Genomic DNA, 25,757 nt, shown 5'->3' with positions numbered 1-25,757 from the left:
ATCCTCTTACCTCCTCGGTATAAACATGATTACTTTGGTACCTTGACCCTCTTTACTTTCCAAACGCATGCGGAATGCTGTCCCAAACGTCATCCGCATGCGTTCAAAAACATTGGATAACCCTATATTGGAGAAGCCTTTTCTCTCTCCGTCACCCTCAGCTGTGGCGGTGTCCGCTATCAGTGACTCCTGTACGTGCTCCAGCTTTTTTCTGGACATCCCTCGCCCGTTATCTTCAATTTGGATGACAAAAACATCTTCCTCGACATATGCGTCTAATGAAATCGTGCCGCCGTCTTGGCTAAAGCCGTGAATAATTGAATTCTCAATAATCGGTTGTAAGATGAAGCGCGGTATTTCTTCTAAATACGCATCTGTGGACACATGAATATCCAATTGGACCTCTGTCGATCGCCTCATGTTCATCAGGTGAATGTAGTCTTTGGCAATATCGATTTCTTTCCGGAAGGGAATTGTTTCTCTGCCTTGGTCGATCGTCATTCTCAACAATTTAGATAAAGAGCTGATCATCTCTGAGCTCTCTATGTCCCCTTTTCGCATTACTTTCATCCGAATGGAATTGAGTGCATTAAACAGAAAGTGTGGGTTAATTTGAGCCTGTAACATCGCCAGTTCAGCTTTTCTCTTTCTCTCCTGTGTTTCGGTAATGTCTCGGATCATCGCATTTATACGATCAAGCATGAGGTCAAACGATTCGGCCAGACGCCCAATTTCGTCCTTGCCCTTAATCCGTGAACGTACCGTTAAATCCCCTTGCTGTACAGCGTCCGCCACGCTTCCTAAATGAACGATCGGCTGTACAATCACCCGTAAAAAATAAGCCAAAATAAACAGGAAGGCGACAAACAATACGAGTTCCGCCATAAACACCTTATGGAAGATTGAATGAATGTCGGATACGGCTTGTTTATACGGGGTCAGCGAAACGAGCTGCCAATCGACGAACGGAATGGAACGCCTAGAAACGAGATAATCTTCGTCGGATATTCGGACAATCGTTGAAGCTTCGTTTCTAGGCCTTCCCTTCAAATATGAAAGTGTCTCACCAATTCTGTCGTCATCTTTATGCGATATAATTTGGTGTGACGCATCGACCAACATCATCTCCTCATTGGCCGCCACATTCTCGAATATTTTGCTGAACTGATTCTCATCCAATGAAACGACAACATACCCGTATATGTTGGAACTTCCGTCACGAAGTGTTCTTGCAACTGAAATTTGATAAGGGTTGCCCTTCTTTTCCGATTTAAAAACTGTCGGGTGACTGCCAATCCAGTATGACTCAAACCCGTATACGTCTCTCAGCTGATGAAACCATCGCTCTTGAAACATCGTGACTGGATCGTACTCACTCGTCGAATAATTGGCATATGCTTGACCACTTGTTAGCAGGATGGTTACGTAAGATTTCTCGCCAACTAACGTGATGTTATCCATCGTTTTCCTAACCTTGCTGTCATCGATAAACGCCTCATATGTGTCTTCAGTTTGTTGTGGGCTGTTCCTGGTGTTTTCTTTTCCCTTTAATATCGTATTGATCTCAGAGTCCATCTGCACGAAATTCGCGATGTAGAGCATGTCTTCCAACAACTTCGATACGTAGGCTTCCGTCAGCTGAAGCTCCCGCTCTGCATTTGCAACCGCTTGCTCTTTTACGGCTTCTCTCGTTTGAAAAGTATAAATGATCAGGGTCGTACATACTGGCACAACAATACATACCACAGTCGCTAGCATCATTTTTGAACGCAGTGATTGATCCGCCACCAGTTGATGGATCCAACTCCACATAGCGAACCCCTTCTTAGAGAAAAGATGGGGACCACCCCCTGTATCATTTATCTTATCAAACCGTTACCCGTTGTTTTCGATAACGTCCTGCACCCTCTCTTGTGAGACTTTGATCATCGTATCAATGTCTTGCTCACCAAAGATCAATTTCTCATATTCTTCACTGATGACTTTGTAAACTTCGGCCTGATAGGAAGCCGGCGAAGTCATTTTAGAAGATTTCGCTTCCGACAACACCTTGAGGAGCGACGCTTTATCCACTTTCTCTGGGTTATTCGTTCCCGACAGTATTGTATCGACAATGCGGTCCAAATCGTCTTCACTCACTTTATTCCACGACGGAATGTTCTTCCCTTGTATTAATTGGCCTTCAGTCGTGTACCAACGAATAAACGTATAGGCCTCTTGCGTGTGCTCCGAATTTGAAGCGACGGACATAAAGTCTGTCGTGACCGGAGTAAATCCTCCCTCATCATTCGGGTCATTTTTCGGGTACGGTGCGACCGCGACATTAAAGTCCAACGGGAACTGATCTGTGCCCCCTAACTCTGTATTCATCCAACTCCCGATTAAAATCATGCTCGCATCTTGATTAAAAAACTGATTCCGGTAGTGCAGCTTCTGGGAAATCAAATCTGTATAAGGCGTGACGGACTGGTCTTCCTGCTCCATTTTTAGGCGTATTTCCAACGTCTTGCGAAAAAATGGACTGTCGAGATTCGACGTGCCGTCGTCTTTAAGAAATTCAGTGTTTTCCGGCTCACTCGCCATTGCGAGTTTCAAGTACTCCATCCACGAACCGTCTTGCGGACCAAAGAAGAACGTCCCGTAACGCTTCTCACTTCCCTCGCCCACTGTCAGTTTTTTGGCGTATTCCATAAATTCATCCCAAGTCCAGTCTTCAGGAACTTCCAACCCAGCTTCCTCTAAATGATCTTTGTTCAAGAGTACATACCACGGGTTGAATTTACCCGGAAGAGCGTAATATTTGCCGCCTAAGCTCGTATCGACCTTATACTCCTCATGAACGTCGTACCCTTCCTCCACAATGAACTCGTCAATGGGCGCCACCATCCCAGCGCCTACTCGTTGGGCATAAGACGCCGGATCGCTGAACATCAGGACATCCATCGCTTCTCCGGATGCCGCTGCCAAATCCAACTTCTTCATCGCCTCTTGCGTATCCCCTTTTTCACTCAGGATGATTAAGTCAACGTCAATGTTAGGATATTCTTCTTCAAAAGCGGCCAGCGTCTCCTTCCAGTTATAGTTCGCTTCGTTACCGTGAGTATGAAGTTTAATTGTTACGTTGTCACGTGATCCTTCAGCATTCGCTCCCCCTTCCTCGGTTGCGGCCGTCTCTTCTCCTCCGCCTCCACATGCCGCTAAAACACCGGTCAACAACATACAAATCACGAAAATCTTGGCCTTCGCCTTCATCTCAACTCCCCCCGCCTTTCCATTTTTCATTTGATAGAAAGCCCTTTCATTGCCAATTTAACAAATATGTGATGCTACATCACGAAAGTAATTTTACCTAGATTACCAATATATTGACATTAACCTTTCACTCCCCCGAGAGAAATTCCTTCGATCACCTGTTTTTGACCAATGATAAAAACGATGATTAACGGAACAATCGCCGAAACGGCAGCGGCCATAATGAGTGAATAAAATTCACCGTTAATCGTGGTGAATTTCTGCATGGCTAATTGGATCGTGTATAAGCGGTCAGTTCTCAGGAAAATCAATGGGTTCTGATAGTCGTTCCACGTCCAGATAAATCTTAAGATGACATAGGTCGAAACAGCCGGACGGACCATCGGAAAAGCCACCGAACGAAAAATTCGCCAATGCCCGGCACCGTCGATTTTGGCGGCATCAATGTAGTCGTCGTGGACACCCATAAAAAACTGCCGCAGCATAAACGTACCTAATGCACTAAAGCTTCCCAACAAGATTAACCCCAAGTGGCTGTCAAACAACCCGATACTCCGGTACAAAATAAACTGCGGCACTAACATCGCTTGTGGCGGGATCATGTAAGTGGCTAAAACGACGAAAAACAGCCATTTTCCAGCCGGAAATTTGACTTTGGAAAAGCCGTAAGCGGCTAAACATGTCACTGTTGCCGACAACGCGGTTGTGAGCACACTCACTTTAATCGAATTCCAATAGTAGATATAAAAGGGATAGTCCCCAAACCACACTTCTCGATAGTTGTTCAGGCCGTTCCAGCGTTTAGGAATCCATTCGATCGGGAATTTGAAGACGTCCGCTTCAATTTTAAAGGAAGTGGATAACATCCAAATAAACGGCAATAAAAATAGAATACTGCCCAGAAACATGATGATGGTGACGACCATCTTTTTTACGTTAATGGCGTCGGCCATACAGCCTCTCCTCCCTAATAATTCACCCATTTTTTTTGACCTATCCACTGAATGAGTGTGATCAAGATGACGAACAAGAACAACACGAAAGCCATGGACGAGGCGTAACCGATATCCAAATGGATAAAGGCCGTTTCGTACAAGTCCCAAACAATGACGCTTGTGGCGTGCATCGGGCCTCCTTGGGTTAAAACGGCAATCAAATCGAACACTTTAAAAGTCGAGATAATGCCTGTAACCAGTAAAAAAAATGACGTCGGAGACAGTAGCGGAAATGTAATGTACCTCAATTTGACCCAGACGTTGGCACCGTCCATGTCAGCTGCTTCGTACAACTCTTTAGGAAGCGTTTGCAACCCGGCTATGTAAACAATCATGTTAAATCCTATTGAAATCCACACGTGTATGGACATGACAGATACAAGCGCAAACTGTGGATCGGCAATCCATTTGGGCGGATTGTCAATCCCTAAAGCCATCAGGAACTGGTTAATCGGACCAGCAGATGGGTGAAATAAGACCTGCCACACAACGGCAACAGCCACGACACTTGAGACATAGGGCAAAAAATACACCACTTTAAAGTAATCTTTCATGTAAACGTATTTGTTAATGATAATCGCGAGCAACAGAGATATTATCATGCAGATCGGTGTCGTCAACATAAAAATGGCATTGTTGGCCAAAGATTTTAAGAACACCGTATCTTGTGCCAACTGTTGAAAATTTTCCAACCCTACCCACTGTAATTGCTCGATACCCGCAATAAAATTCCACTCGGTGAAACTGAGTGCAAACGTAGCGATTACAGGGATTAAGGTTAGTACGCAAATCCCCAGGAGTAACGGAGCCACGAAAAGAAACCCTGTGAAGGCCTCCTTCCGATCCAACGGTGACTTTTTCTTTTTTAATGACAACATTTGTGGCAGTACCGGTCCCTCTGCTTTAGGCCTCAATGAGAATTCACCTCTTTTTTCCACGGTGTTATATAGCGGTATCTAACACGACGTTGACTTTACTATTGTCAGCTTTTTCGTACTCGACCTTCTGTCGTTCATCGGGTTTGCTCTTGAACGAGTTCTTTTAAAACTTTAGCATCTTGCAAAAACTGTTCGGGATTGTCTTCCTTTACGAACTCTAACATTACGTAACGGTCGAATTTTGTATCCATCAGTAACGACAGATAGTGCTCCCATTCTGCTACTCCTTCTACGAGCGGAAGTCGGTTCTGTTTTTGGTCCCAATGAAAAACGTGCACATGCGCAAGCCAACGTCGGATGTCTTGAATACTTGCAAGGCGCGATCGTATATCCTGTCCGACCGCAGGTTGCCAGTAAATGCCTAAACGATGGTGATTCACCTCCTTCATGAGGCGCAACGCACTTTCTTTCGTATCCGTTAGCGTTCCACCGTGATATTCATAATTGACAGAGAGCCCTTTCATTTCCGCCAAAGAGGCCATTCGTTTGGAATCGATTACGACTCTTTCCCAGTCCTCCTCATCCGCCTCATCCGACCCGCGGTTGCCCGCCCAAACGCGAATCGCGGGCGCTTTCATCTGAACAGCGGTTTCCAGCACGGTCTCAAAAGCAGCTTCATTCTCATCCCCGCACCCTACTCGGTAATACGAACCGTATGAAACCACTTCTAAACCGGCCTCTCTCGTCATTTTGCCCACTTCAGCGGCACGAATAAAGTTTCCGGGAGGAACGTGGACGTCCCCGCCCCATTCAATTCCTTCCAAGCCCGCTTTTGCAGCCAATTCGACGATTTTCTCCGCGCTAAATTTTCTGAATGTCACCGAACACAATCCTGTTTTTAACATTTTTCCCTCACCAATCGATCACCGAATGTTCATGTTCATTGTAAACAAACACTCTTTTTCATCTATAACACTATTTTGATTTATTTCTATAATTTTTTGCCTTTGTCTTGTCTAAATAAAAGAGGTAAAAAATTCGTAAAAAAAGTCAAAATCGTCGCATGAAAAACAGAAGACAATATGAAAAAATGAAAGCGATAACAACTAGGGCCTTTGACGTTAAGAGATTGAGAAGAAAGGAAGGACAAGTCGATGGTGAATAAGCGAACAGCCATGGGGTGGGTGTGCATCATTAGTTTGCTTTTCAGTTCAGTTCCCTTTGTCCCTTCGAACGAAGCTAAAGCGGAAGTCGTGACAAAAACGATTACCATTGATGGCCGTAATGTCAACCCTTATCACCGATTTAAAGGTTTCGGCACCGTCACAGCTAATAATACGACGCGCTTATTGTTGGATTACAAAGAAGAACATCCAGAAAAATATTGGGACATAATGAATCAGCTGTTCAATAAAGATACAGGTGCTGGCCTCACACATGTTAAGGTAGAGCTGGGAGCCGACGTTGACTCATCTTCGGGAACAGAACCGGCGACGATGCGTTACGCCGATGAGCCCGCAAATGTGTTGAGAGGGGCTGGGTTCCAATTTGCCGCAGATGCCAAGTCGATTAACCCGCAGATCACGACAGAAATTTTACGTTGGGGTGAACCGCGCTGGACATGGAATGGTGCGGCGAACAAAGATTATGAAAACCGCTATCAATGGTACAAACAGACGATCGATGCCGTTTACGAAGAGTACGGATTTAAGTTAGATTACATCGGCATCTCGCAAAATGAAAGAGCTATACACAATAATGGACGAAACGAAGTTGAATGGCTGAAATACTTTACGAAGAGAATAAAAGAAGAGCCGAACTACGAAGCAGACTACAAAGACATTAAACTCGTCGCCGCAGACGGTTATCGCGATACGGAAACGATCAGCCGCACCTTGCTCAATCACCCAGATTTAATCGATGAAATCGATGTCATTAGCTCCCACTATGGGTTGACGGGTTCCGATGAGCTGAATCAATTGCAACACAAATTGATCTCGGAAGGCAAAGAGCCGAAAGAAGTTTGGGTATCCGAGGGGATTGCCCCGATGATCAACGCCCGCTACCGCCTTAATATGGAGCCCCATTACGGCGGGCTAGGGGCCGTGCTGGAATCGTTGATGTGACGTCACGCATTATTTCAGTGTATTCCTGGACAGGAGCCGGCAACCGTCCGTTGCGAGCAGTTTCATTCGATTTTCAACCATCGGTATCTGCCTTTTACGAAGGTTCTTCCTATCATCCAAAACACCTCATCAACGCCTCTGATCCGTGGTCCGGTTTCTACGAAATCGACGGCGGCATCTTAGGGGTACGCCACGTGATGAACTTTGTCGGATACGATGACCCTACGACACCTGAAAACGAGCGGTGGATGTACGTGGAAGGTGCCACTTACAGTGACGGGGAGTTCTTTGACGGTGGTGTCGATGTCGACACGAGTACACACCATTACATGACATTAAAAGACCCTGAAACGGATGATTACACGACCGTCTTTGCCAACAATACAAAGCAGACACGTCAATACAAAATTCAGGCTAAAAACTTGAGCGGAAAAGAAAATGCGCCTGTGTACGTTTGGGAAACGCGCGGTCCGGATGAAGGACAGGCTTATGATGCCAACTGGTTTAAAAATATTGATGTCGTCACGCCGAACGACGGTGAATACGCAATTGAAGTCAAACCTTATTCCATCGTCACGATATCTACGCTAGATAAAAAATCTGAAATAGAAGGCTTTGAATACGATTCACAACCAGTCGATCTTTCAGACGATACGATCATGCCGTTGCCGTATACCGATGATTTTGAATACGATCACTATCCTGTCGATGAGCAAGGTAGAGATTACGTGGATCGGCGCGGGGGCACTCCGCGTTATACGACGGATCAACGCGGTGCATTTGAGGTCGTGAAGGAGGCCACAAAACCTGTTTCCAAAGGGAGCGCAAAACGCACAAAACGAGAAATACCGGACGCTGACGCCCACGGAAACATGTTGCAACAAAAAATCACCCCGGACATTATTGGTGCAGAGTGGGCCGTCTGGGGAGGAGAAGACGGCGAAAAATCAAACAGTAACCCTCACACGATCTTCGGTGATTTTCGCTGGGTTAACTATAAAGTGTCCTACGACTTTTTACTGGACACTTATACACCAGAAGAAAGGGACCGGCCGAATTACGCCCTCATTGGCGTTCGCCAAGTGAAAACCGGCAGCCAAGATTCCAGTGCCACATACAATGCCCGAATCTATTCAGACGGAAAGTACGAAATGCTTAAATTAGGAAACGTCGTCAAAAAAGGAACGATCGAGGGGTTCGACCAAGAGGTTTGGCACAACTTAGCGTTGGAAGCAAAGGAAAATGTCTTCACGCTTTACCTTGACGGAGAAGCAATTGCTTCTTATACGGACAAAGACGCCACTGTCATGGCCGGGCGGGCTGTGCTAGGGTCAGGTTACTATGAAACCCTGTTTGACAATTTAAAAGTGGAGCCGATCGAAGGGTATGCCTACGCCTCTCACAAATACGACAATGCCCAAGGGAAGATATACGATTCGGAAGAAGAAGCGTTCACCGACCTCGATGCCAATCATCCCATCGGATACGTTGGAAAATGGGACTACTCTCAAACTGGATACGCCCATTTTAATCGTACCCTCATGACGGCAGAGACCGATTTACCTGTGTGGAACGGGGTAACGGTGCGCCATAGCGATTCAACGACGAAACGAGGAACGTTACACAAAGTATTTTATTCGGGGAATTGGTCTTCAAACGATGTGAATGCATGGGGATCGAACGGCGCCTCTTTTGAGATTACTTTTAAAGGTACAGAAATCAGGCTGTATGGTGTGACCAATCCGGCAAACGGAAAGGCCGATGTCTATTTGGATGGAGAACTCGTCGGTGAAGCGAATTACTTCAACAACAGTGAAATGATCCAAATGGTCTGGTCCGCCGAAAACCTTGAAGACGAAGAGCACACCCTCCAAGTCGTAGCAAAAGACAAATATACGAGCTTTAACCGAGCTGAAATTACGACAACAGACTCCGCAAACAACACAAATGAGGGGACCAACTTCGCGCTTGATGAGAGGGACGTGGGGAACCATTCAACGAGTGCGATGATCTTCCAATTTGAAGGATCGGGTTTTAATTTATTCGGTGCAACACGAGATGCGCTCATAGACGTCTACATCGATGATCAGTTAGTAGATGAGAACTACAGAATTTATTCCAAAGGTGACCGGCAAACCACTTACCACATAAGAGGATTAGAACATACGAAGCACATCGCAAAAATCGATATAAAGGGAGGCACATTCGTATTCGACGGGCTTGACGTCATAACAGGCACGACTGAAGACGGCGCGGAAGATATCGCCCACATGTTGGCACTAATTGAAAGATTCACGGAAGAAGGAGACATCGTAAATGACGACGTGGCTCGGACCTTAACGATTCATTTGACCGCTGTGGGGCACTACGAAAAAAACCGAATGACGGAAAAGGCCAAAAAACATATGAAAAGCTTTAAACGACTGCTCGATTATCAACGAGATCATGAGTTGATGTCTGAGAGGGCGCATGACACCCTTCAAGCGTGTGCGGACAGTTTGATCCAAAAGTGGCCATAATCCATCTGTGCCTCGACCGGAGCACCGTTGCTGCTCCTCATGTGAATTACGAGGAGATCTCCATCCGTCATTTGTACATTCCAAAAAAACCGGGTATAGGGGCAATCCCCCTATCCCCGGCGTTTTACGTTGCTGCATGAAGTTAAAAATGAAAGTCGCCGACGGTGTCTACGGTGAAATGAAGTGGCGGTAAAGTTCCCTGTTCCCTGGGCAGGGAAAAGCCCTGCCACCGGGGATTGATTCGCAAACCTACTGCAGTCGCTTAATCAACATATCACTATAATCCTTCAGCGTGTGATACGCCTTCTCGGAAATTAAAGCTTTCTCTTTCTGACGATCAAGCAGCAGGTTAAAGCTCTTCATATGTTTGAGAACTTTTTCCGTCGCTTTCCCCCTGACTTTTATAGATCTACGTCCCCTTTAGGGGGCTAAGTGTCCGGATTGGCTGCAAAGTAGGTATCAACTAGGGACAACGTTTCTGACTCGAGCACATCGTAAGCTTCTTCCGAAATCAAGTCGTTTTCTCGCTGGTTGTTCAGTAGTTGTTGAAACCCTTTCAAGTGTTTCACGACTTTTTCAGCCGCTCCCTTTTCTTCAAAACGGTTCACAGCCATTAAATGGATGTCCAAGGCTCGAGCAGCCCCGTGGTTGGCAAATTCCCCTGCCTCTTTAAAATGTTTCACGAGTGTGTTCATATAGGCTGCACTGACAGGATGGAAGGTAAACTGATAGCTTCCGGAACCGATCTCGAAGACGGCATATCCATCCTCCATTTTGAGAAAGGTGACACCTTCTGCTGTGTGGGCAGGTCGTCCTCCTTCCATGACACCCCATTTTCTGTCAGCTGGAACGTACACAGTCGCTGTCGTATTCGCGGGAATTTCCACTTCGAGTGTGATCGTGCCGTCCGGGTGCTGCTCCCAGCCGGACGCAACGTCACCTTTGACCGTTTCCACGCGACCTGTTGCCTGTTTTAGGTCTTCCGGCATGGCAGGCTTGATCACGATGGTCTCGTACCCAGGAGAACCCGGTTGAATGCCGGCAAGGTACGCGTAAAACCACTCACCGACCGAACCGAACATGTGATGGTTCCGGGAACGGGAGCTTAACTCCCAGCTCTCGTACAAGGCTGTTGCACCGTTTTCGATCCAGTATCCCCAACTCGGATACGTGCGCTGCGCGGCAATGGCGTAAGCCAGGTCTTCATAGCCGTACTCTGTCAACACGGGGAGCAGAACTTTCGTCCCGATAATGCCGGTGTTCAGGTGGTTGCCGCGCTCTGCTACGTCTTCTGCAAGATTGGCGATAATCGCTTCTTCGCGATCCTCAGGTGCGAGGCCGAATGCAATGGGCACGGCGTTCGATGTCTGCCGGTATCCGACGTCCCGGTTTGTCCTGTATACATTCGTCTGCTCATCGAAGAATTCTTCATTGAACGCTGCTTTGATGTCTAGAGCCTTCTCTTCGTAGAGACGTGCTTCCGCCTCCTTACCGAGGATGTCGGCAATGTTGGAAATCGTTTCGGCGAACCGATAGTAGTACGCCGTCGAGGTCAGATCTGGGCCTTCTGGCGGTGACCCCCCGTATCCAGGCGGAATCCAGTCACCGAGCCCAAGCCGTACAATGTGTCCGTCTGCGTGTGACGCGAGATAGTCAAAATAACGTTTCATTTCTTCGTAAACGTTTTTCAAGATCCGCTCGTCTCCGTACTGTCGGTACATCTCCCACGGAATCTCAAACAGTGCCGCATCCCAAGCAGGCGTCGGCCCGTGCACAGCTGTCCAGCCGGGAGATCCGTCATAACTCCACCCGCTCGTCGGGACAATATCCGGCAGTTCCCCACTCGGTTTTTGTGCATCGCGTATGTCATGGACCCATTTCGTGTAGAAACGCGGCATATGGAAGTTGTATATAGAAGTGGCGGCCATGACTTGAGCGTCACCGGTCCAGCCGTTCTTCTCCCACACAGGGGTGTCCGTCGGAACGTCGTACAAGTTGTTCAAATAAGCACGTCGCACATTCTCGTTCATTTGATTAAGGAGCGGATTGGAAGTCGAAAATTCGCCTGTCGAAGCGACGGATGTGTGAATGACACGCCCTTCCAGACTGTCCAGTGTCGGCTCGCCTGGGTAGCCTGAAACTTGAACGTACTGATAACCCTTGTAGCTGAATTTGGGTTCCCACGTTTCGACTCCATCACCGCTCAAAATGTAGCGATCGGTCTGGATTTGTGCGTAAATGTGACCTTGATCAATGTCGACCGTGCCGTCATCGTGAAGTTTTTCACCATAGACAAGTGTCACCTCTGTCCCGCGAGGACCTTCGACCTGAAGTTTAGCCCACCCGGCGACGTTCACTCCAAAATCGAAGACGTAAACACCCGGCTTGACCTCTTTCACCGACTTCGGCCGGATCGTGTCCATCACTTTAATCGGTTCATGCTGCTGGGCGCGCATTTCACCGGCAGGGGGTTCCACTTTAACGGCGTGATCCCACCCCGTGTCATCGAATCCAGCCGACGTCCAGCCGTCTTGAACGAGACGGGCGTCGTATCGCTCCCCTTCGTAAAGGGAATCGAAGCGCGTCGGACCTTCTGTCGCCCGCCAGGACTCGTCGCTGACAATCGTTTCCGTGCTGCCGTCCTCATATTTTATTTCCAGCTGTAACAATACTTTTGGATCGTCGTGCCAAGGAGCTTCATGCCAGATCCACGTATTCGGCGTCGTCATGCCGTACCGTCCGCGACCGAGCTCGACTCCGATGGCGTTGTCACCTTGGTTCAGCTGTTTTGTGACGTCATACGTCGTGTACAACACGCGCGCTTCGTAATTCGTCGAATTCGGATCCAGCACATGGTCCCCGACTTTTTGCCCGTTGAGGCACAACTCGTAATACCCTAACCCACTCACGTACACACGCGCTTCTGCAACTGGTTTGTCTAAGGTGAATTCATTCCGGATCAGCGGTGCCGGTTTGTCAGAGTCACCCGGCAGCACTACTTGATCGCCCCACAATGCGTCGCCGTAAGGCGCGACTTCCACGGCACTGTCCCAGTCGGTATCGTCGAAATCGGGCTCATGCCAGCCTTCCTGCTCCGTCTTACGTGTCTTCCAATCGCGACTTGTCTCAAAAACGAGCGCCTCTCCCGAATCGTACTCGATCCGCATTCTACCAATCAGGCCTGCCGGGTTAATATCCGGCCCTTCACTGTTCGTCGCAACGATTGCAATGACGTTATGTCCCGCACTAAGCATGTGCGTGACGTCTACTAATCTCGCTTGTTTCCACGCATCTGTCACCTGGGGAGAGCTGTCGGCGTGCTCGCCGTTGACATAGAGCACATAGCTGTCATCGGCGGTCAGCACCATTTCGGCTCTCGATATTTCCTTATCTGGCGGCAATTGGAACGAATAGCGGAAATAACGTTGTCCAGCTGGCGCATTTTCGGCGGGATTTCCTTCGGGATACCAAATCCAATGGGCTCCTTCCAGGTTTAGGTCTTCCTCCCCTTCTCCCGCATCTAAACCAATCCAGTCACCTTTCCAATCGGATTCCTCGAGCAACCCCATTTCCCACCAGGCAGGTTCGCTCCACTCCGAAGAACTCCCGTGCTTGTCCCACACTTTCACGCGCCAATAGTAGCGCTTGCCGGATTCCAGTGGCTCTCCTTCGTACTCGACGTTCACCGACTGATTGGACTCCACCTTGCCCGTGTCCCACATGTCGGGGTTGTCATTCAGCAGCTCGCTTTCACTGCTGGCCACCTGAATCTGGTAAGCAGTCTGGGACTGCCCCCGTTCACTTGACACTAGTTTCCAACTGAGCCGCGGCTTGGTCACGTCAATGCCGAGGGGTTGTTTGCGTACTCTGTTCTTAAGTCGTTGACTTCCACATCGCCGCCCGATTGACCGAACACTGTGCCAGTCATAGGTGACCACATCGTGACGACAAGGGCGACAGACAACAACAGACTAACATTTTGGTTCACGCTTCCTTCTCCTTCTCCTCGCTTTTGACTGTATTTTGTCGTGCTGGGCAGAGGCCGGAGACCGCACATCCCGGCCTCATTTCCTACCTGTTTATTAGCGTAAAAGGCGAATCGACTCGATGGTGATGTCCCCTTCCTGTGTCAGCGGATCAATCCGGAGATTGGTGATCGGACTATCCTGCGGTGGAATGGGGACATGATAGACGTGAAATTCCCCACCCTTCACATTGAAGCGCGTGCTTTTGTCCTCGGAAAAGTGCGGTGATGCTTCCGTTCCCCAAAAAATCTGTCCGCCGGAGGAGACTGACGTCTTCATCGTCAACTGGACAACCGCCCCGTGACTGGCATCCATTGACAACGGCTCCCGCTGAACCATGTATGGATCACCGCCGGTTGACTGGGTCGTCAACACACCGTCAGAAACCGTAAATTCCGTTAAGTGATTCGTCGGTTGCCAGCCTTGTGCGTCTCCGTCAGTATCAAATTCCCAGGACACACCGGGCAAATGTACCGTCGTTGTCGTTTCATCGGCCTTATAGTTATCATACGTTGCCGACACGTGCATCTCAGCACCGCGCACGGCGTCTTCTGGAGCGACAACCGTGAACCCGAACGTTCCTTCTGTTCCTGCATCAAGTTCGTAGCTTTGCGTTGTCGGCACTACCGTCCAATCCGATGGCGCTTCGACCGTTACGTTTCCTGTAAACGACTGTTGTGCAACGTTCTGCATTGTGACATGAAGCGTCGTTTCTTCTCCCGGCTCCACCGGATCGGACTGAATTTCCTGAATGCGAACGGGAGATGTCACCTTAGCCCTTATGTTTAAGGGAATGGTGGCTTCTTCTCCGAATTTCCGATAGACCGCCTCTCCCTCGATGGTCAATGAGTCTGTCAATTCTTGATGTTTGGGCACAATGGCGTTAAATTGTGCCGTGAACGTCTCGCCAGGCTTTACAACTTTGGCGGAGGGCGAGGTTACCGCTGTAATCTCCCAGCCTTCGGGCACGGTGAGCGACATGTCCAGATCGTGAATATTGTCATCACTGTTGTTTTCAAACACAGTTTCAAAGTGAACCTGGTCACCAGGGTGAAATTCTGTCTCTTCGGCTCTTAATTCAGCACTGACACCCTTTTTTATCAACTGCTCAATCAACCGATCGGCAAACATTTGAAGGACGTTAGAGGCATTTTCCGAGATTAACTCATTTTCCCGCTGATGGTTCAGCAACTGTTTGAAACCATTGAGATGCTTGACGACTTTATCCGCTGCTCCCTTTTTCTCGAAGCGGTCGACTGCCGCTAAATGGACATCCAAAGCACGCGCAGCTCCATGGTTGGCTAATTCACCTGCTTCTTTGAAGAACGCTACTAAGGTGCTCATATAGACTGCACTGACAGGATGTACTGTAAAACGGTACTCTCCGGAACCGATCTCATAGACAGCATAACCTTCTTCCATTTTCACAAAAGTGACACCTTCTGCTTCGTGCGCGAGCTGCCCACTTTCGGTGACGGACCACTCGTTGTCAGCCGGTACATACACGGTTGCCGTCGTGTTGACCGGAACGGTGACATTCAGCCTAAAATCGCCGTCTCTCTGTTCCCAGTCACTCACAATCGTGCCGTAGACCGATTCGTATACTCCCTTCGCATGGGTCAGGTCTCCACCCGGACGCGGGTGAATGATCACATGCTTGTACCCGGGACGGTCCGGATCGTGCTGAATCCCTGCGATGTTCCGGTACATCCAATCCCCGACGGCACCGTACGCGTAGTGGTTGAACGAATTCATGCCCGCGTCTTGAAAGCTGCCATCGGGCCTGATCGAATCCCAGCGCTCCCACATCGTCGTCGCCCCGTTCTTGATCTGGTAACCCCATGACGGGAAGGTGTCGTTCAGGAGCAACCGGTAGGCCACATCTAGGTGCCCGGTGTCACTCAAGACCGGCAGCAAATCCCGGGTGCCGAGAAATCCGGTGGACAAATGCCAGTCACGCTCTTTGATCCGCTCTACTAAGTGATCCGCTGCCTTTTGTCTCTTGTCCTCAGGGAGCAGGTCCATATAAAGGGCCAGGACGTAAGCGGTTTGGCTGTCCCCGGCTATCTGGCCGTCCTCTTTCACAAATGCCTCGTTAAATGCGGCTTTAATGTCTTCGAAGAGCTGCTTAAACGCCTCGGCGTCATCCGTGCGTCCGATGGCGCGCGCCATGTCGGAGAGCAGTTTCGTGCTGTACGCAAAGTAAGCGGTCGATATGAGCTCCCCAGGTGTCGGGTCGTTCACGTTCAGCCAATCGCCGTACGCCGGGGCCGGGCGAATGTAATCGGTGCTGTTCTCCTTCATGTACTCAATCCAGCGAACCATCGCCTCATAGTTCTCTTCAATCACTCGGGTGTCGCCGTACCGTTGCCATATCGCGTACGGAACCGTGACACCAGCATCCCCCAACCGGCATTCCCTTCCCCACAGCACACGTCCGGGGCGACGTCTGGGTAAGCCCCGTTCTCCGACTGGGCGTCGCGTAAATCTTGCAGCCATTTACTGCCGAGAAACCGCGTGACGTCCATGTTGAACGTCGCGGCCCCGACGAACACGTTAATGTCACCGGTCCACCCTAACCTTTCGTCACGGGCCGGGGTGTCGGTGGGTATGCTTAAGAAGTTCCCGCGCTGACCCCACCTGATGTTGCTTTGCAACTGGTTCAGCATGTCATTCGACGTCTCGAAGTGACCGGAAAACGGCGCTGCGGTATGCATCACCCGACCGGTGATCATGTCCTTTGTCGGCTCTCCTGAATAGCCCGTCACTTCGACGTAGCGAAAACCGTGGAACGTGAAGTGCGGTTCGTAAATTTCTTCGCCTTCACCTTTCAACGTGTAGTGGTCGGTCGCTTTCGCACTGCGCAAGTTAGCGGTGTAGATGGTCCCGTCCGGGTTCAAGACTTCGGCGTGGCGCAAGGTGATGGTCTCGCCCGCTTCTCCGCTCACTTTCAGCCGGACATTGCCGACCATGTTTTGCCCCAGGTCAAAGACGTACGTCCCCGGTTCCGGCTCTGTGATCTCGACGGGCTCGATTTCTTCGGTCACTTGAACGGTGGGACCCGCTTGTGCTACGAGTTCTCCACTCACGCCTTCCTCCAAGACGTCAACTTCGCTCCAGTCTGCATCGTCAAAGTCCGGCGCGTTCCAGCCAGGTATCTCTTTGCGTGCATCGTAGGTCTCGCCCATGAGCATGTCGGAAGACACGATCGGCCCCGTGGCCCACTTCCAAGAGCCATCCGTCGCGACTGTCTCGGACGTTCCGTCCTCATAGTCAATTTCTAGTTGCATGAGAAGGTGCGGTTTCTCGCCGTATACATGCCGGCCTGCTAGCCCGACATGCCCGGCATACCACCCGTCTCCCAGCATCGCGCCGATGGCGTTCTCACCGGTTTGCAGTAACTCCGTTACATCGTAAGTCTGGTACTGAATTCGCTGATGATAGTCCGTCCACCCCGGTGCGAAAATATCTTCGCCCACACGCTCCCCGTTGATGTATGGTTCATACACGCCTAAGGCTGTGGAGTACAGACGTGCCCGTTTGATCGGTTTGTCAATTGTAAAGTCCTTGCGAAATAGAGGTTCCGAAGATGAAGAGGAGGCATTGTCTTCCGATTCATCAGGCGCTTCACCTTTCCCAATCCACTCCGCCTGCCAGTCGGATTCCTCGAGCAATCCCATTTCCCACCAGGCGGGGTCGCTCCACTCCGAAGAACTCCCGTGCTTGTCCCACACTTTGACACGCCAATAGTAGCGCTTGCCGGATTCCAGCGGCTCTCCCTCGTACGCGACGTTCACCGACTGATCGGACTCCACCTTCCCCGTGTCCCACATGTCGGGGTTGTCATTCAGCAGCTCGCTTTCACTGCTTGCCACCTGAATCTGGTAAGCAGTCTGGGTCTGCCCCCGTTCATCAGCCTGGAGCTTCCAACTGAGTCGCGGTTTGGTCACGTCAATCCCGAGGGGATTATCAGTATACTCAGCCCTTAAGTCAATTACTTCAATCTTTTCATCCGTTGCCCCAAAGGCAATATCCGTCACGGGAACCCACAGGGTGACAACAAGAACAACAGACAGTAACAGATTGATAGACTTCCTCACGCTTCTTTTCCTCCTTTATTCCTCTCATCACACATTTGCCGCGGCCTTGAAGGCATACCAAACCCTCTTCGTGTTTCTATATGAAAGTGCTTTCAGACCGCCCATTGAAAAAGAGAATGAGACCACCTCCTGTTATTTTTGTTTACATTTGTGTTTTTCCCTTTTCTTTTATTATATTTTGATAATATTGTTTTCATATAAGTCCGTCAATATGACTTTTGTTACAATTATGAACCTATATACTTTCAACCTCCTAGATTGTGTACTTTACTTCTTAAAAAATACAAAAAGGCATACGTTACGAAAGTAACATATGCCTTTCACGATGCTGTGGCGATGTCCTCACGTCGCACAACGGGTGACGGTTACTGCCATTGCGGCACGTGCGTCGTCAACGCAATCCGCTCGTAAGGGACGCGTTCCTCCTCGAACAGCGTCGAGAGATGGGCGTGACACGTAAAGAACAAAACTTGCCGCATTTCTCCAATCGCCTCCAAAGTTCGGATGGCGGCACGCGTCCGGTAAGGGTCAAAGTTGACGAAAATGTCGTCCAATATGAGGGGGAGGACGACCTGGGAGGCATATTCCTCCACCAGGGCGAAACGCATGGCCAAATAAAGCTGCTCTACCGTGCCGCGGCTTAAAAAGGCGGGTTCAAACCGGCGGCCGTCCTGCCGCTCCACTTTAAGGGTTTGTTCCCCGATGGGCGCCAGCACGCGATGATAGCGTCCCTCTGTCATCTCCTGTAAATAGCGGGAAGCTTTCTTTAACACGCCAGGCTGTTTTTCCTTCTCGTACACCTCCATCGCACGCTGTAAGATGTGCCGGGTTAAAGCGACGACCGCCCACTCCCGCGCGTCCTCTTGCAAATCGGTGACGAGTTGCTGGCACCATTGATTTTGCTCTGACAGATCGGTGCCTGACGCCAGCTGTTCAATTTTCACACTGAGGGCCGCTCGTTCGTGACGCAACGCTTTCTCGCGTTCACGTCCTTCACGCAGCTTCTCTTGTAAGGAAAGAAGCTCATCTTCCATTTCTCCCTTACTCGTCTGCGACATCACCTTTTGTACGTATTGGATATCGTCCAGCTCATGTCGTGGTTGCCCTGAGAAGGAACGATCCGTTCCACGACCTTGGGCATGTTCGAGATGGCGCAGCTCCTTCCCCAAGCGGCTGAGAGCCTGAGTGATGAGCTTCTGTTCTTGTTCCAGCCGTTTGCGCTCACCGTATTGCTCCGCTCTCAAGCGGAACATCTCTTCGTTCTCCGCCCCGCCTTGCTGTAGTAAGCGAGACAGTTCTTCTTCCTCAACGTGCAAACGGTGTGCTACTTTGCGCACGTCATCCTCAAGTTCTTCCAACTTCTGGCGCAGTTGCCGGTGACGGTTCGCCTCCTCTTTCGCCTCTTCTAACAGGCGGCTTAACTCACGCACTTGATATTCCGAATCGGTCACGGTGACCTCGACGTTTGTTTGTGCGAGCACGGATTGCAGTTTGCGGATGTACTCCTTCACAAACTGTTCGTGTCTGGCGCGCTCCGATCGGTAATCGGATGTGCGGCGCAATGCGTCTTTGGCCGCTTCAATCTCCCGCATTACGTCCAACACGAGTTCCGGGGATAACGGTCGGTCGCCTTCCGGCGGTACATGAGTAGAAGGCAAACCGCGGGTTTTGAGCCAGCTTTCCCACTGCTCACACTTCTCCCGGTACACAGCCTCCACCTGTTCCAGCTTGTACTCCGCCTCCGCTAACCGTGTCTGGGCTTGAGCACGTTCCCGCTCTTTCTCATCGCGCTGTTCTTTCCACCGCTCCCATTGACGCAGCGTTTCCTTCGCCTCTTCCAACTCGTTTTCCCACGTCCGTAGATCACCGTCTACCTGTCCGTGTTTACGACACAGCTCGTGTAACGTTTCCCTTTTGTGATCTGCGTCAGCTTGTAAACGGTGTAGCTCCCCTTGTGCCGCTTCCCTTTTTTGCCTCAGATCGTGTACGGGAGACCCATTTTCCCCTTTCTGCACAAACTCCCTGACCGTCAACAGAGCCAGCACGCCGAAGGCCACCATTGCCGCAACCGGCTGACCCCACATCCACACAAAAACGGGGATCAACAAGGTGAGGCCAAGGGACACCCACTTCCAGACTGACGAATGGGCGTGACGGTTGGCTCGTGACAAAGCCGCTTCAGTCTCTTCATACTCCTTTACTTTCTCCTTCAATCCAGCGATGCGGTGATCCAGGGAGGCGAGTTGCTGTGTCAAGTCGTTCGCCTGTTCCCAGTGCCTGTGTTCTTCATCCAGCTCCTCTTTGTTTTTCACCGGGCGAGGCGCTTCGCGGTTCAGCCACGCTTCAAGCTGTTCCGCCTGCCGTTCCACGTTTCGCTGGGCGACCTCCCGTTCATGTTGGGCCAGAGACCGAGCCGATTCGAGTTCACCCAATTCTGAAGCAAACGTGCGGACAGCCTGTTTGGCTACGACGGATGTATCGAAAGACGTAAGTTTTTCTTCCGTCCAGCCAGGCCCCAGTTTCTCACAAAGCTCTTTTACCCGCTCCTGTTCCCGGCGGGCGTTCTGCAAACACTGTTCCGCTTGCTCTTGATGTTCGCGAAAGCTGTTGAATCTGTCCCGCAGGTCTTCAATCTCCACACGGTTGTCAAGAAGCGGCGTCACGTCGTCCGCAGAGTCCAGCTGTTCCCGCACCCGGTCCCGTTGTTCCTCTAGATCGTGGATCTGGGCTTTCCACTCGCGAATGTTGCGGACGAACGTTTCCAGACGGTGTACGCCGTCTTCAGGGAAATTCTCAATGTCCGGAAGGGTCTTCAAGCGATCTTGCACCGCGATGTATTGTGTGTAATCGTCGTAGTGACTCAGCATTTTTTCCAGTACGGCGATGTCCTGCCGCCAAGATTCGATGCGCGCTTCCTCCTGCTCGATGGAGCGGTCCAGTTCCTCCAATTGCTGGACGAGCTGTTCGTACTGTTCGTTCTCCTGCTTGAGCCGGTTCAGTTCCTGCGTGCTTTCGCGAATCTGCTGCAGTTTGCGGTTGATTCTCGCCTTGCTTCCGCCTGGGCGGAACAGTTCTTGTTCCATGGCGGACAATTCTTTTTGCGCATCGCGGATCGTATTTCCGTCACCGGTTCCCGCGGTGTAAATGAACTGATTAATCTCGTCCTCTTGCAGAGTGTCAATGCGCTGCAATTCACTCAAACCGAAGGCGAAAATGTTTTTGAACACTTTTTCATTCATGTTGCCCAGTAAGCGGTGTAAAAACGCTTCGCCTTCTTCCCCTCCGTCGGGAAGCTGCACCGTCACATCGCCGGCAATTTTTCTGCGGAAAATGCGTTCCACGCGATACGTTCTCCCTTGCGAATCCGTGAGGACAACAGCGCCGCCGAACGTGCCGCCTTCCGGTTCATACCGCAGCTCGGGATTGCGCCGGCTTTCAAAGCCGAACAACACGCCGCGGATGAAAGCCATCAGCGTCGTTTTTCCCGCTTCGTTCAAACCTTCTATCACGTTAATACCGTCTCGGAAACGGTAAGATACATCTTGCAGCTGGCCGAACCCGTACACGTGTATTTCCTCAATACGCACGCCATACACCCCCTGTTCAAGCTGTGCGACTGCCTGTACTCGTGACAACCGAAAACAACGTTATCCGACAGCGGAGGATAAGGGTTGCCCTGCGCCAATGAAAATCGGTTTTCCTCCAATTGACGCTATCCCCATCACTCCCATCGAAGCTGTAGAGGAGAGGTTGGATTCTCGAAGCACGATATCACATGAATCCCGCTTTTCAGAATTATATTAATGTAACACCCCCCACCTTGCACTGCCCCATCGTAGTTGCTAATTTTTGAGTCACATGAAGGAATGACTGCCAGGACTTTGCAGGCGAGCTGGCGTTTGTGGCTTTTACCGCGAAAATAAACGGATCGCCAAGTCTTCTGCCTCATCCAGTAAATCCCGCACCTCATCCTCTGTCAGCTGTCCGAGATGTTTGCGCCCTTCCCTGTGCCCGTAGACGGCATTTAGGACGTGATCCCGCACCGCGGTTAACTGTTCACGACTGTTTTTCATGTCTTCCGCTATCTGTAAGTAGTCGCTTAAAAAACTGCGCTCCATCAACAGCGTTTCCCGGGAAATGAAAGGTTTCGTCATCACCCGGACAGACTCGACAAACAGCCAGCGTTCCGCTTGCAGAAATTCCTCTATGTAAGGTTCCAACATGTCCAACACCTGTTCAGCCGGTTTCAGTTGCCGATGCACTTTGGTCAATCCGGTTAAATGAAAGCGGACGACTGCACACCGATCGCGGGACTCCTCTGCAACCCGTTCCAGCGACAGGAGCAGGCGGTCCAGGACGTGTTGCATTTCTTCTACCCCCGTTACATCCACCTCGACGACATGCCAACGCACGTCGTCCGTTTCCCGGAAGGTCAGCTTGTCCACCCGGCTATCCCGCACGTCGACAACGTAACACCCTTTCGGACCGGTCTCCTTCACACTGCGTCCTTGCGTATTCCCGGCGTACACGATCACCGGTTCCCGCTCGTGCACAATTGCCGACTGGTGAATGTGCCCGAGGGCCCAGTAGTCAAACCCTTTCTCCAGCAAGTCCACCTTTGAACACGGTGCGTAGTTGTCGTGCGCCGGATCACCGTCTATGTTTGTATGTAACAGCCCGATGGCAAACGGAGCGTCCGGATCCCGTCGATAGTCGTCCACGATCCGTTTCGTAAATTTCGCCGTCGGGTAACTGCGTCCGTAAAGGCGGGCCACTTCTTTCCCGTGTTTGACAAAAGGAACGGCTTCCACTTCCCGCTCAGAAAAAAAGTGGACATTGTCCGGCCACTTGAGGGGAGCTTTCCCTCCGTCGGCGGGGTCGTGGTTGCCGTGAATGACGTACGCCCGAATACCGTGCTCGGCCAACTCCCGCATCCCCTTTTGAAAGTGGGTTTGCGCGCGCAAACTCCGATCCGCCAGGTCAAAGACGTCTCCCGCGATGCACAAAAAGTCGACCTTTTCATCAATGCACAAACGAATGAGACGGTCAAACGCGGCAAATGTCGAGTCCCGCAAGCGGCGAAACACGGACTCCGGAGCCCGCGAACCGATTCCTCTGAACGGACTGTCTAAGTGGAGATCCGCCGCATGGATAAAACGAAAATGCGTCACATCCCCGTCCCCCTTCCCTGATACAAGCGCTAAAGCTGACTTAACACTAAACTTGAAATTTCTGTCCTTCAAGCCCCGACTCTCAAGTGCAGGGTTCTTGACGTCATTTAGCTATATTCAGTCATTAATAGATAAAAAAATAAAAAGCCTCTTCTACTCCTTATATTAATGGGTTCAACCTTCTTGCCGGGTAATCTCCTCGCCAAGTAGGTGAGAGCTTTTTTTGTGAACAGCATGTCCTCAACATTATATTTTTCATCGTAACTGTACCATAAAGTTGTATTTTTCAACAATAGACAATATAAGTCTTTCAAGACTTGGTAGGCAGAGACCTCACTCACACCTTGACTTAACTAGCCTTTGATCTAATCGAAACTGCTTACCAAACGCTCACGTACCCATGTCTGGAAAAGACGGGGTCTCGGTGGTAAGATCGGTCGTCGCAAGCAGCCATACGATTTGCTCCTTCAACCGGGATGACACCCGCTCCTGGGGGACAAAAACAAAAGGTTTCATCAAGGAAGTCAACCCGTCGGCATTGTGGTCGCGATCATAACACTTCCGAAAGCCAATGTCACCATCTGAAAATCGACTGACCCTATATTTCAGACGGTTTTACTGGGTGAAAAAATCCTGGGCAGAACCAACAGGCGGTACCAGACTGGGGCTCGCCATTGATAAAAATATTGTGTGTTGCCCAGTAGAGCGACAACTGTTTACAATGGTGTTGAACAGACCGCTTTTGAAATATTGGCAAACATGATTTCGTAAAGTCGTCGGACAGTGCACATGAAAAATATGGCAGATTCGAGACTTTTTTCAATGAAAGGAACATGAAATATGTCTGAAATGGCGATTTCCATCGCGACCATGTTAATATGGATTGCGGTATCCCGAGAGGCTATAAAACCTTCAAAGGAGGTAAACTGGCGAAAAACAATCACTTTAATGTCTGCCGGTTCCGTGTTCACACTAGTTCTGACCATTTCACGCTTTCAAAACATCCCGTTTTTTTAAAAAAAACAAAAACCCACACAAACATGTGGGTATACATTACCTTTTTTTGTCTTCTCTTTATACGTTTGTCGTTTCCCTGCGGGATTCCACTTCAACTTTCTGTAAGCCCGGCTTTCCATTTTCCAAAATAAAACTGGCATACGTCTGGATCGGCGCACCCTTACGGGTAATATACGGTAGCACAAGATGATCGGTTTTCCACCGTTCCGGCGTAACACGGCAGCGTACATAACCGCGTTGTGCATTGTAAAGTTTCACATGATCGTTTGAAAGCCAAAGGCCAGCGAGATCATCCAATTCCGACCCATCCCCGTCGGAAGAAATTGACGTTGTTGCAAATTCAGAGCCGACAATTTCTGAACTGGGGTCATTAAAATCCATTTTCAGATCAGCGGCCGCATGGCGGTGAATATCCCCGTCAGAACGACTGGATTATTGACCTCATATTCCTTGAAAGCATTTAAAATGCGCTGTCTATTCGCGACAAAGCCATCCCAGCCATCCATACTGTATTCTTCTCCAGGTCCTGGATCACGATCAACCTGGGCCATGAAAACCTGCTGGGCCAGCACGTTCCATGTTGCATGCGACTGCTTTAGATTGTTCATGAGCCACTGTTCCTGTTCTTCTCCCAAGATTGTCCGTTCTGGATCTAAACGCTCCGCAGCATCCGGTCCGCTTACTGTGACAGACGTATAGTCATCCCGGTATTGGCGTGTATCCAACACATTAAATTCTGCGAGCTTTCCATATGTCAATTTACGGTACAGCCGCATATCGGGCCCCTCCGGGGTCGAAATGTGTCTTAGCGGAAGATTTTCGTAAAACGCCTGATAAGCATCCGCGCGTTGCATTAAGAATTGATACGGATAAGCATCGTACTGAGATACCTCGCCGGCATAGTTGTTTTCCACTTCGTGATCATCCCACGTTATAATCCATGGAAAAGCAGCGTGGGCAGCCTGTAAATCAGGGTCTGACTTAAAAAGCGAATACCTGAGACGGTACTGGTCGAGTGTGACTACTTTGGTATTGTGCACATTTGACAGCTTCACCGGGCGGAATAGGTTGGAAGAGTTGATGGCATATTCATAAATGTAGTCACCGAGAAATAATACGAAGTCCAAATCTTCTTCCGCCATATGTTTATAAGCTGTATAATAGCCGTGATACCACGCTTGACAGGACGCCACCGCAAAGGACAGAAATGGAACGTCAGCATCCCGGGCAGGGGCTGTTTTCGTTCTGCCGACAGGACTGACATGTCCACCTGCTTTAAATCGGTAATAATAGTACCGCCAAGGCTCTAGCCCTTCCAGTTCCACATGGACTGAGTGGGCCAATTCCGGTAAAGCCACAGCAACCCCCTGCTTCACAACATACTGAAAGTTCTGATCCTCAGCAAGCTCCCATTCCACGGGTATTTTGACCTCAGGCATTCCTCCCCGGCCATCTGCGGCAAGCGGTTCAGGCGCCAAGCGCGTCCACAGCACCACACCGTCGGGATAAGGATCACCTGAAGCGACACCTAATTGGAATGGATTCTTTTCAAACCTAGGCACTGCAGCATCGATTAAGCCCTGATGAGCGGGCTCTAACCCTTGTCTAATGAAAGACTTAAGTTTTTCCACTTCCTTTTTAAAAGATTGGCTGTCCATGTGAAGAATGTCTCCT

The 25,757-nt window shown here is 49.9% G+C and carries 13 protein-coding genes and 2 pseudogenes; 2 read left to right on the top strand and 13 right to left on the bottom strand.

The window, feature by feature from the left end; all coding sequences use genetic code 11:
• Nucleotides 1–6: 6 nt before the first annotated feature.
• The 5 genes from B0W44_RS10390 to B0W44_RS10370 all read right to left on the bottom strand — a co-directional run bounded on the left by B0W44_RS10390 (nt 7) and on the right by B0W44_RS10370 (nt 6,006).
• Nucleotides 7–1,812, bottom strand: coding sequence for a cache domain-containing sensor histidine kinase (locus tag B0W44_RS10390; protein ID WP_077719977.1), 1,806 nt, complete (start codon nt 1,810–1,812; stop codon nt 7–9).
• A 63-nt stretch (nt 1,813–1,875) separates the two neighbouring features.
• Nucleotides 1,876–3,252: an ABC transporter substrate-binding protein gene (locus B0W44_RS10385; RefSeq protein ID WP_077719976.1), complete on the bottom strand. Its 1,377-nt coding sequence runs from the start codon at nt 3,250–3,252 to the stop codon at nt 1,876–1,878.
• A gap of 119 nt (nt 3,253–3,371) precedes the next feature.
• Nucleotides 3,372–4,205 carry a carbohydrate ABC transporter permease gene (locus B0W44_RS10380; protein ID WP_077719975.1) on the bottom strand — a complete coding sequence of 278 codons (834 nt, stop codon included), beginning with the start codon at nt 4,203–4,205 and terminating at the stop codon, nt 3,372–3,374.
• 14 nt (nt 4,206–4,219) lie between these two features.
• The gene (locus B0W44_RS10375; RefSeq protein ID WP_077721343.1) at nt 4,220–5,125 is read right to left on the bottom strand and encodes a carbohydrate ABC transporter permease; all 906 of its coding nucleotides are present in this window, start codon (nt 5,123–5,125) and stop codon (nt 4,220–4,222) included.
• 134 nt (nt 5,126–5,259) lie between these two features.
• Nucleotides 5,260–6,006 (bottom strand): sugar phosphate isomerase/epimerase family protein, encoded by a 747-nt coding sequence (locus tag B0W44_RS10370; protein ID WP_228440972.1) that lies wholly within the window; start codon nt 6,004–6,006, stop codon nt 5,260–5,262.
• Between the two features lie 273 nt (nt 6,007–6,279).
• Here B0W44_RS10370 and B0W44_RS18825 point away from each other — a divergent pair, with 273 nt between their 5' ends.
• A complete protein-coding gene (locus B0W44_RS18825; protein WP_250637969.1) occupies nt 6,280–7,251 on the top strand; it encodes a glycoside hydrolase family 30 protein in 972 nt (323 codons plus the stop codon).
• Nucleotides 7,248–9,770 carry an FIMAH domain-containing protein gene (locus B0W44_RS10365; RefSeq protein WP_250637968.1) on the top strand — a complete coding sequence of 841 codons (2,523 nt, stop codon included), beginning with the start codon at nt 7,248–7,250 and terminating at the stop codon, nt 9,768–9,770. Before B0W44_RS18825 ends, B0W44_RS10365 begins: the two co-directional genes overlap by 4 nt.
• 249 nt (nt 9,771–10,019) lie before the next feature.
• Here B0W44_RS10365 and B0W44_RS19210 read toward each other — a convergent pair whose 3' ends face one another.
• The 8 genes and pseudogenes from B0W44_RS19210 to B0W44_RS10335 all read right to left on the bottom strand — a co-directional run bounded on the left by B0W44_RS19210 (nt 10,020) and on the right by B0W44_RS10335 (nt 25,741).
• A complete protein-coding gene (locus B0W44_RS19210; RefSeq protein ID WP_418304095.1) occupies nt 10,020–10,175 on the bottom strand; it encodes an FIMAH domain-containing protein in 156 nt (51 codons plus the stop codon).
• 23 nt (nt 10,176–10,198) lie between these two features.
• Nucleotides 10,199–13,609: a family 78 glycoside hydrolase catalytic domain gene (locus tag B0W44_RS10360; protein ID WP_169835529.1), complete on the bottom strand. Its 3,411-nt coding sequence runs from the start codon at nt 13,607–13,609 to the stop codon at nt 10,199–10,201.
• Complete coding sequence (locus B0W44_RS18160) at nt 13,606–13,758, bottom strand: hypothetical protein (protein ID WP_169835528.1); 153 nt, start codon at nt 13,756–13,758, stop codon at nt 13,606–13,608. Before B0W44_RS18160 ends, B0W44_RS10360 begins: the two co-directional genes overlap by 4 nt.
• A 94-nt stretch (nt 13,759–13,852) precedes the next feature.
• Nucleotides 13,853–15,139: a COG1470 family protein gene (locus tag B0W44_RS18910; RefSeq protein WP_418304094.1), complete on the bottom strand. Its 1,287-nt coding sequence runs from the start codon at nt 15,137–15,139 to the stop codon at nt 13,853–13,855.
• A 174-nt stretch (nt 15,140–15,313) separates the two neighbouring features.
• Nucleotides 15,314–17,745 (bottom strand): annotated as a pseudogene (locus B0W44_RS10350) (family 78 glycoside hydrolase catalytic domain); the annotation flags it as partial.
• 515 nt (nt 17,746–18,260) lie between these two features.
• The gene (locus B0W44_RS10345; RefSeq protein WP_169835527.1) at nt 18,261–21,482 is read right to left on the bottom strand and encodes an ATP-binding protein; all 3,222 of its coding nucleotides are present in this window, start codon (nt 21,480–21,482) and stop codon (nt 18,261–18,263) included.
• Between the two features lie 321 nt (nt 21,483–21,803).
• Nucleotides 21,804–23,066: a metallophosphoesterase family protein gene (locus B0W44_RS10340; RefSeq protein ID WP_169835526.1), complete on the bottom strand. Its 1,263-nt coding sequence runs from the start codon at nt 23,064–23,066 to the stop codon at nt 21,804–21,806.
• A gap of 1,074 nt (nt 23,067–24,140) precedes the next feature.
• Nucleotides 24,141–25,741 (bottom strand): annotated as a pseudogene (locus B0W44_RS10335) (alkaline phosphatase D family protein).
• Nucleotides 25,742–25,757: the final 16 nt, after the last annotated feature.

It is taken from the genome of Novibacillus thermophilus (assembly GCF_002005165.1).
In the GTDB taxonomy this organism is placed as follows: domain Bacteria; phylum Bacillota; class Bacilli; order Thermoactinomycetales; family Novibacillaceae; genus Novibacillus; species Novibacillus thermophilus.
The sequence above is the reverse complement of the archived record's forward strand: the minus strand, read 5'-3'. Positions and strand labels throughout refer to the sequence as shown.

What these genes read in the sequence shown, in the direction of transcription:
- B0W44_RS10390 (WP_077719977.1), bottom strand. Translation starts at nt 1,812, where the DNA reads ATGTGGAGTTGGATCCATCAACTGGTGGCGGATCAATCACTGCGTTCA.
- B0W44_RS10375 (WP_077721343.1), bottom strand. Translation starts at nt 5,125, where the DNA reads ATGTTGTCATTAAAAAAGAAAAAGTCACCGTTGGATCGGAAGGAGGCC.
- B0W44_RS10385 (WP_077719976.1), bottom strand. Translation starts at nt 3,252, where the DNA reads ATGAAGGCGAAGGCCAAGATTTTCGTGATTTGTATGTTGTTGACCGGT.
- B0W44_RS18910 (WP_418304094.1), bottom strand. Translation starts at nt 15,139, where the DNA reads ATGAGCACCTTAGTAGCGTTCTTCAAAGAAGCAGGTGAATTAGCCAAC.
- B0W44_RS18825 (WP_250637969.1), top strand. Translation starts at nt 6,280, where the DNA reads ATGGTGAATAAGCGAACAGCCATGGGGTGGGTGTGCATCATTAGTTTG.
- B0W44_RS10380 (WP_077719975.1), bottom strand. Translation starts at nt 4,205, where the DNA reads ATGGCCGACGCCATTAACGTAAAAAAGATGGTCGTCACCATCATCATG.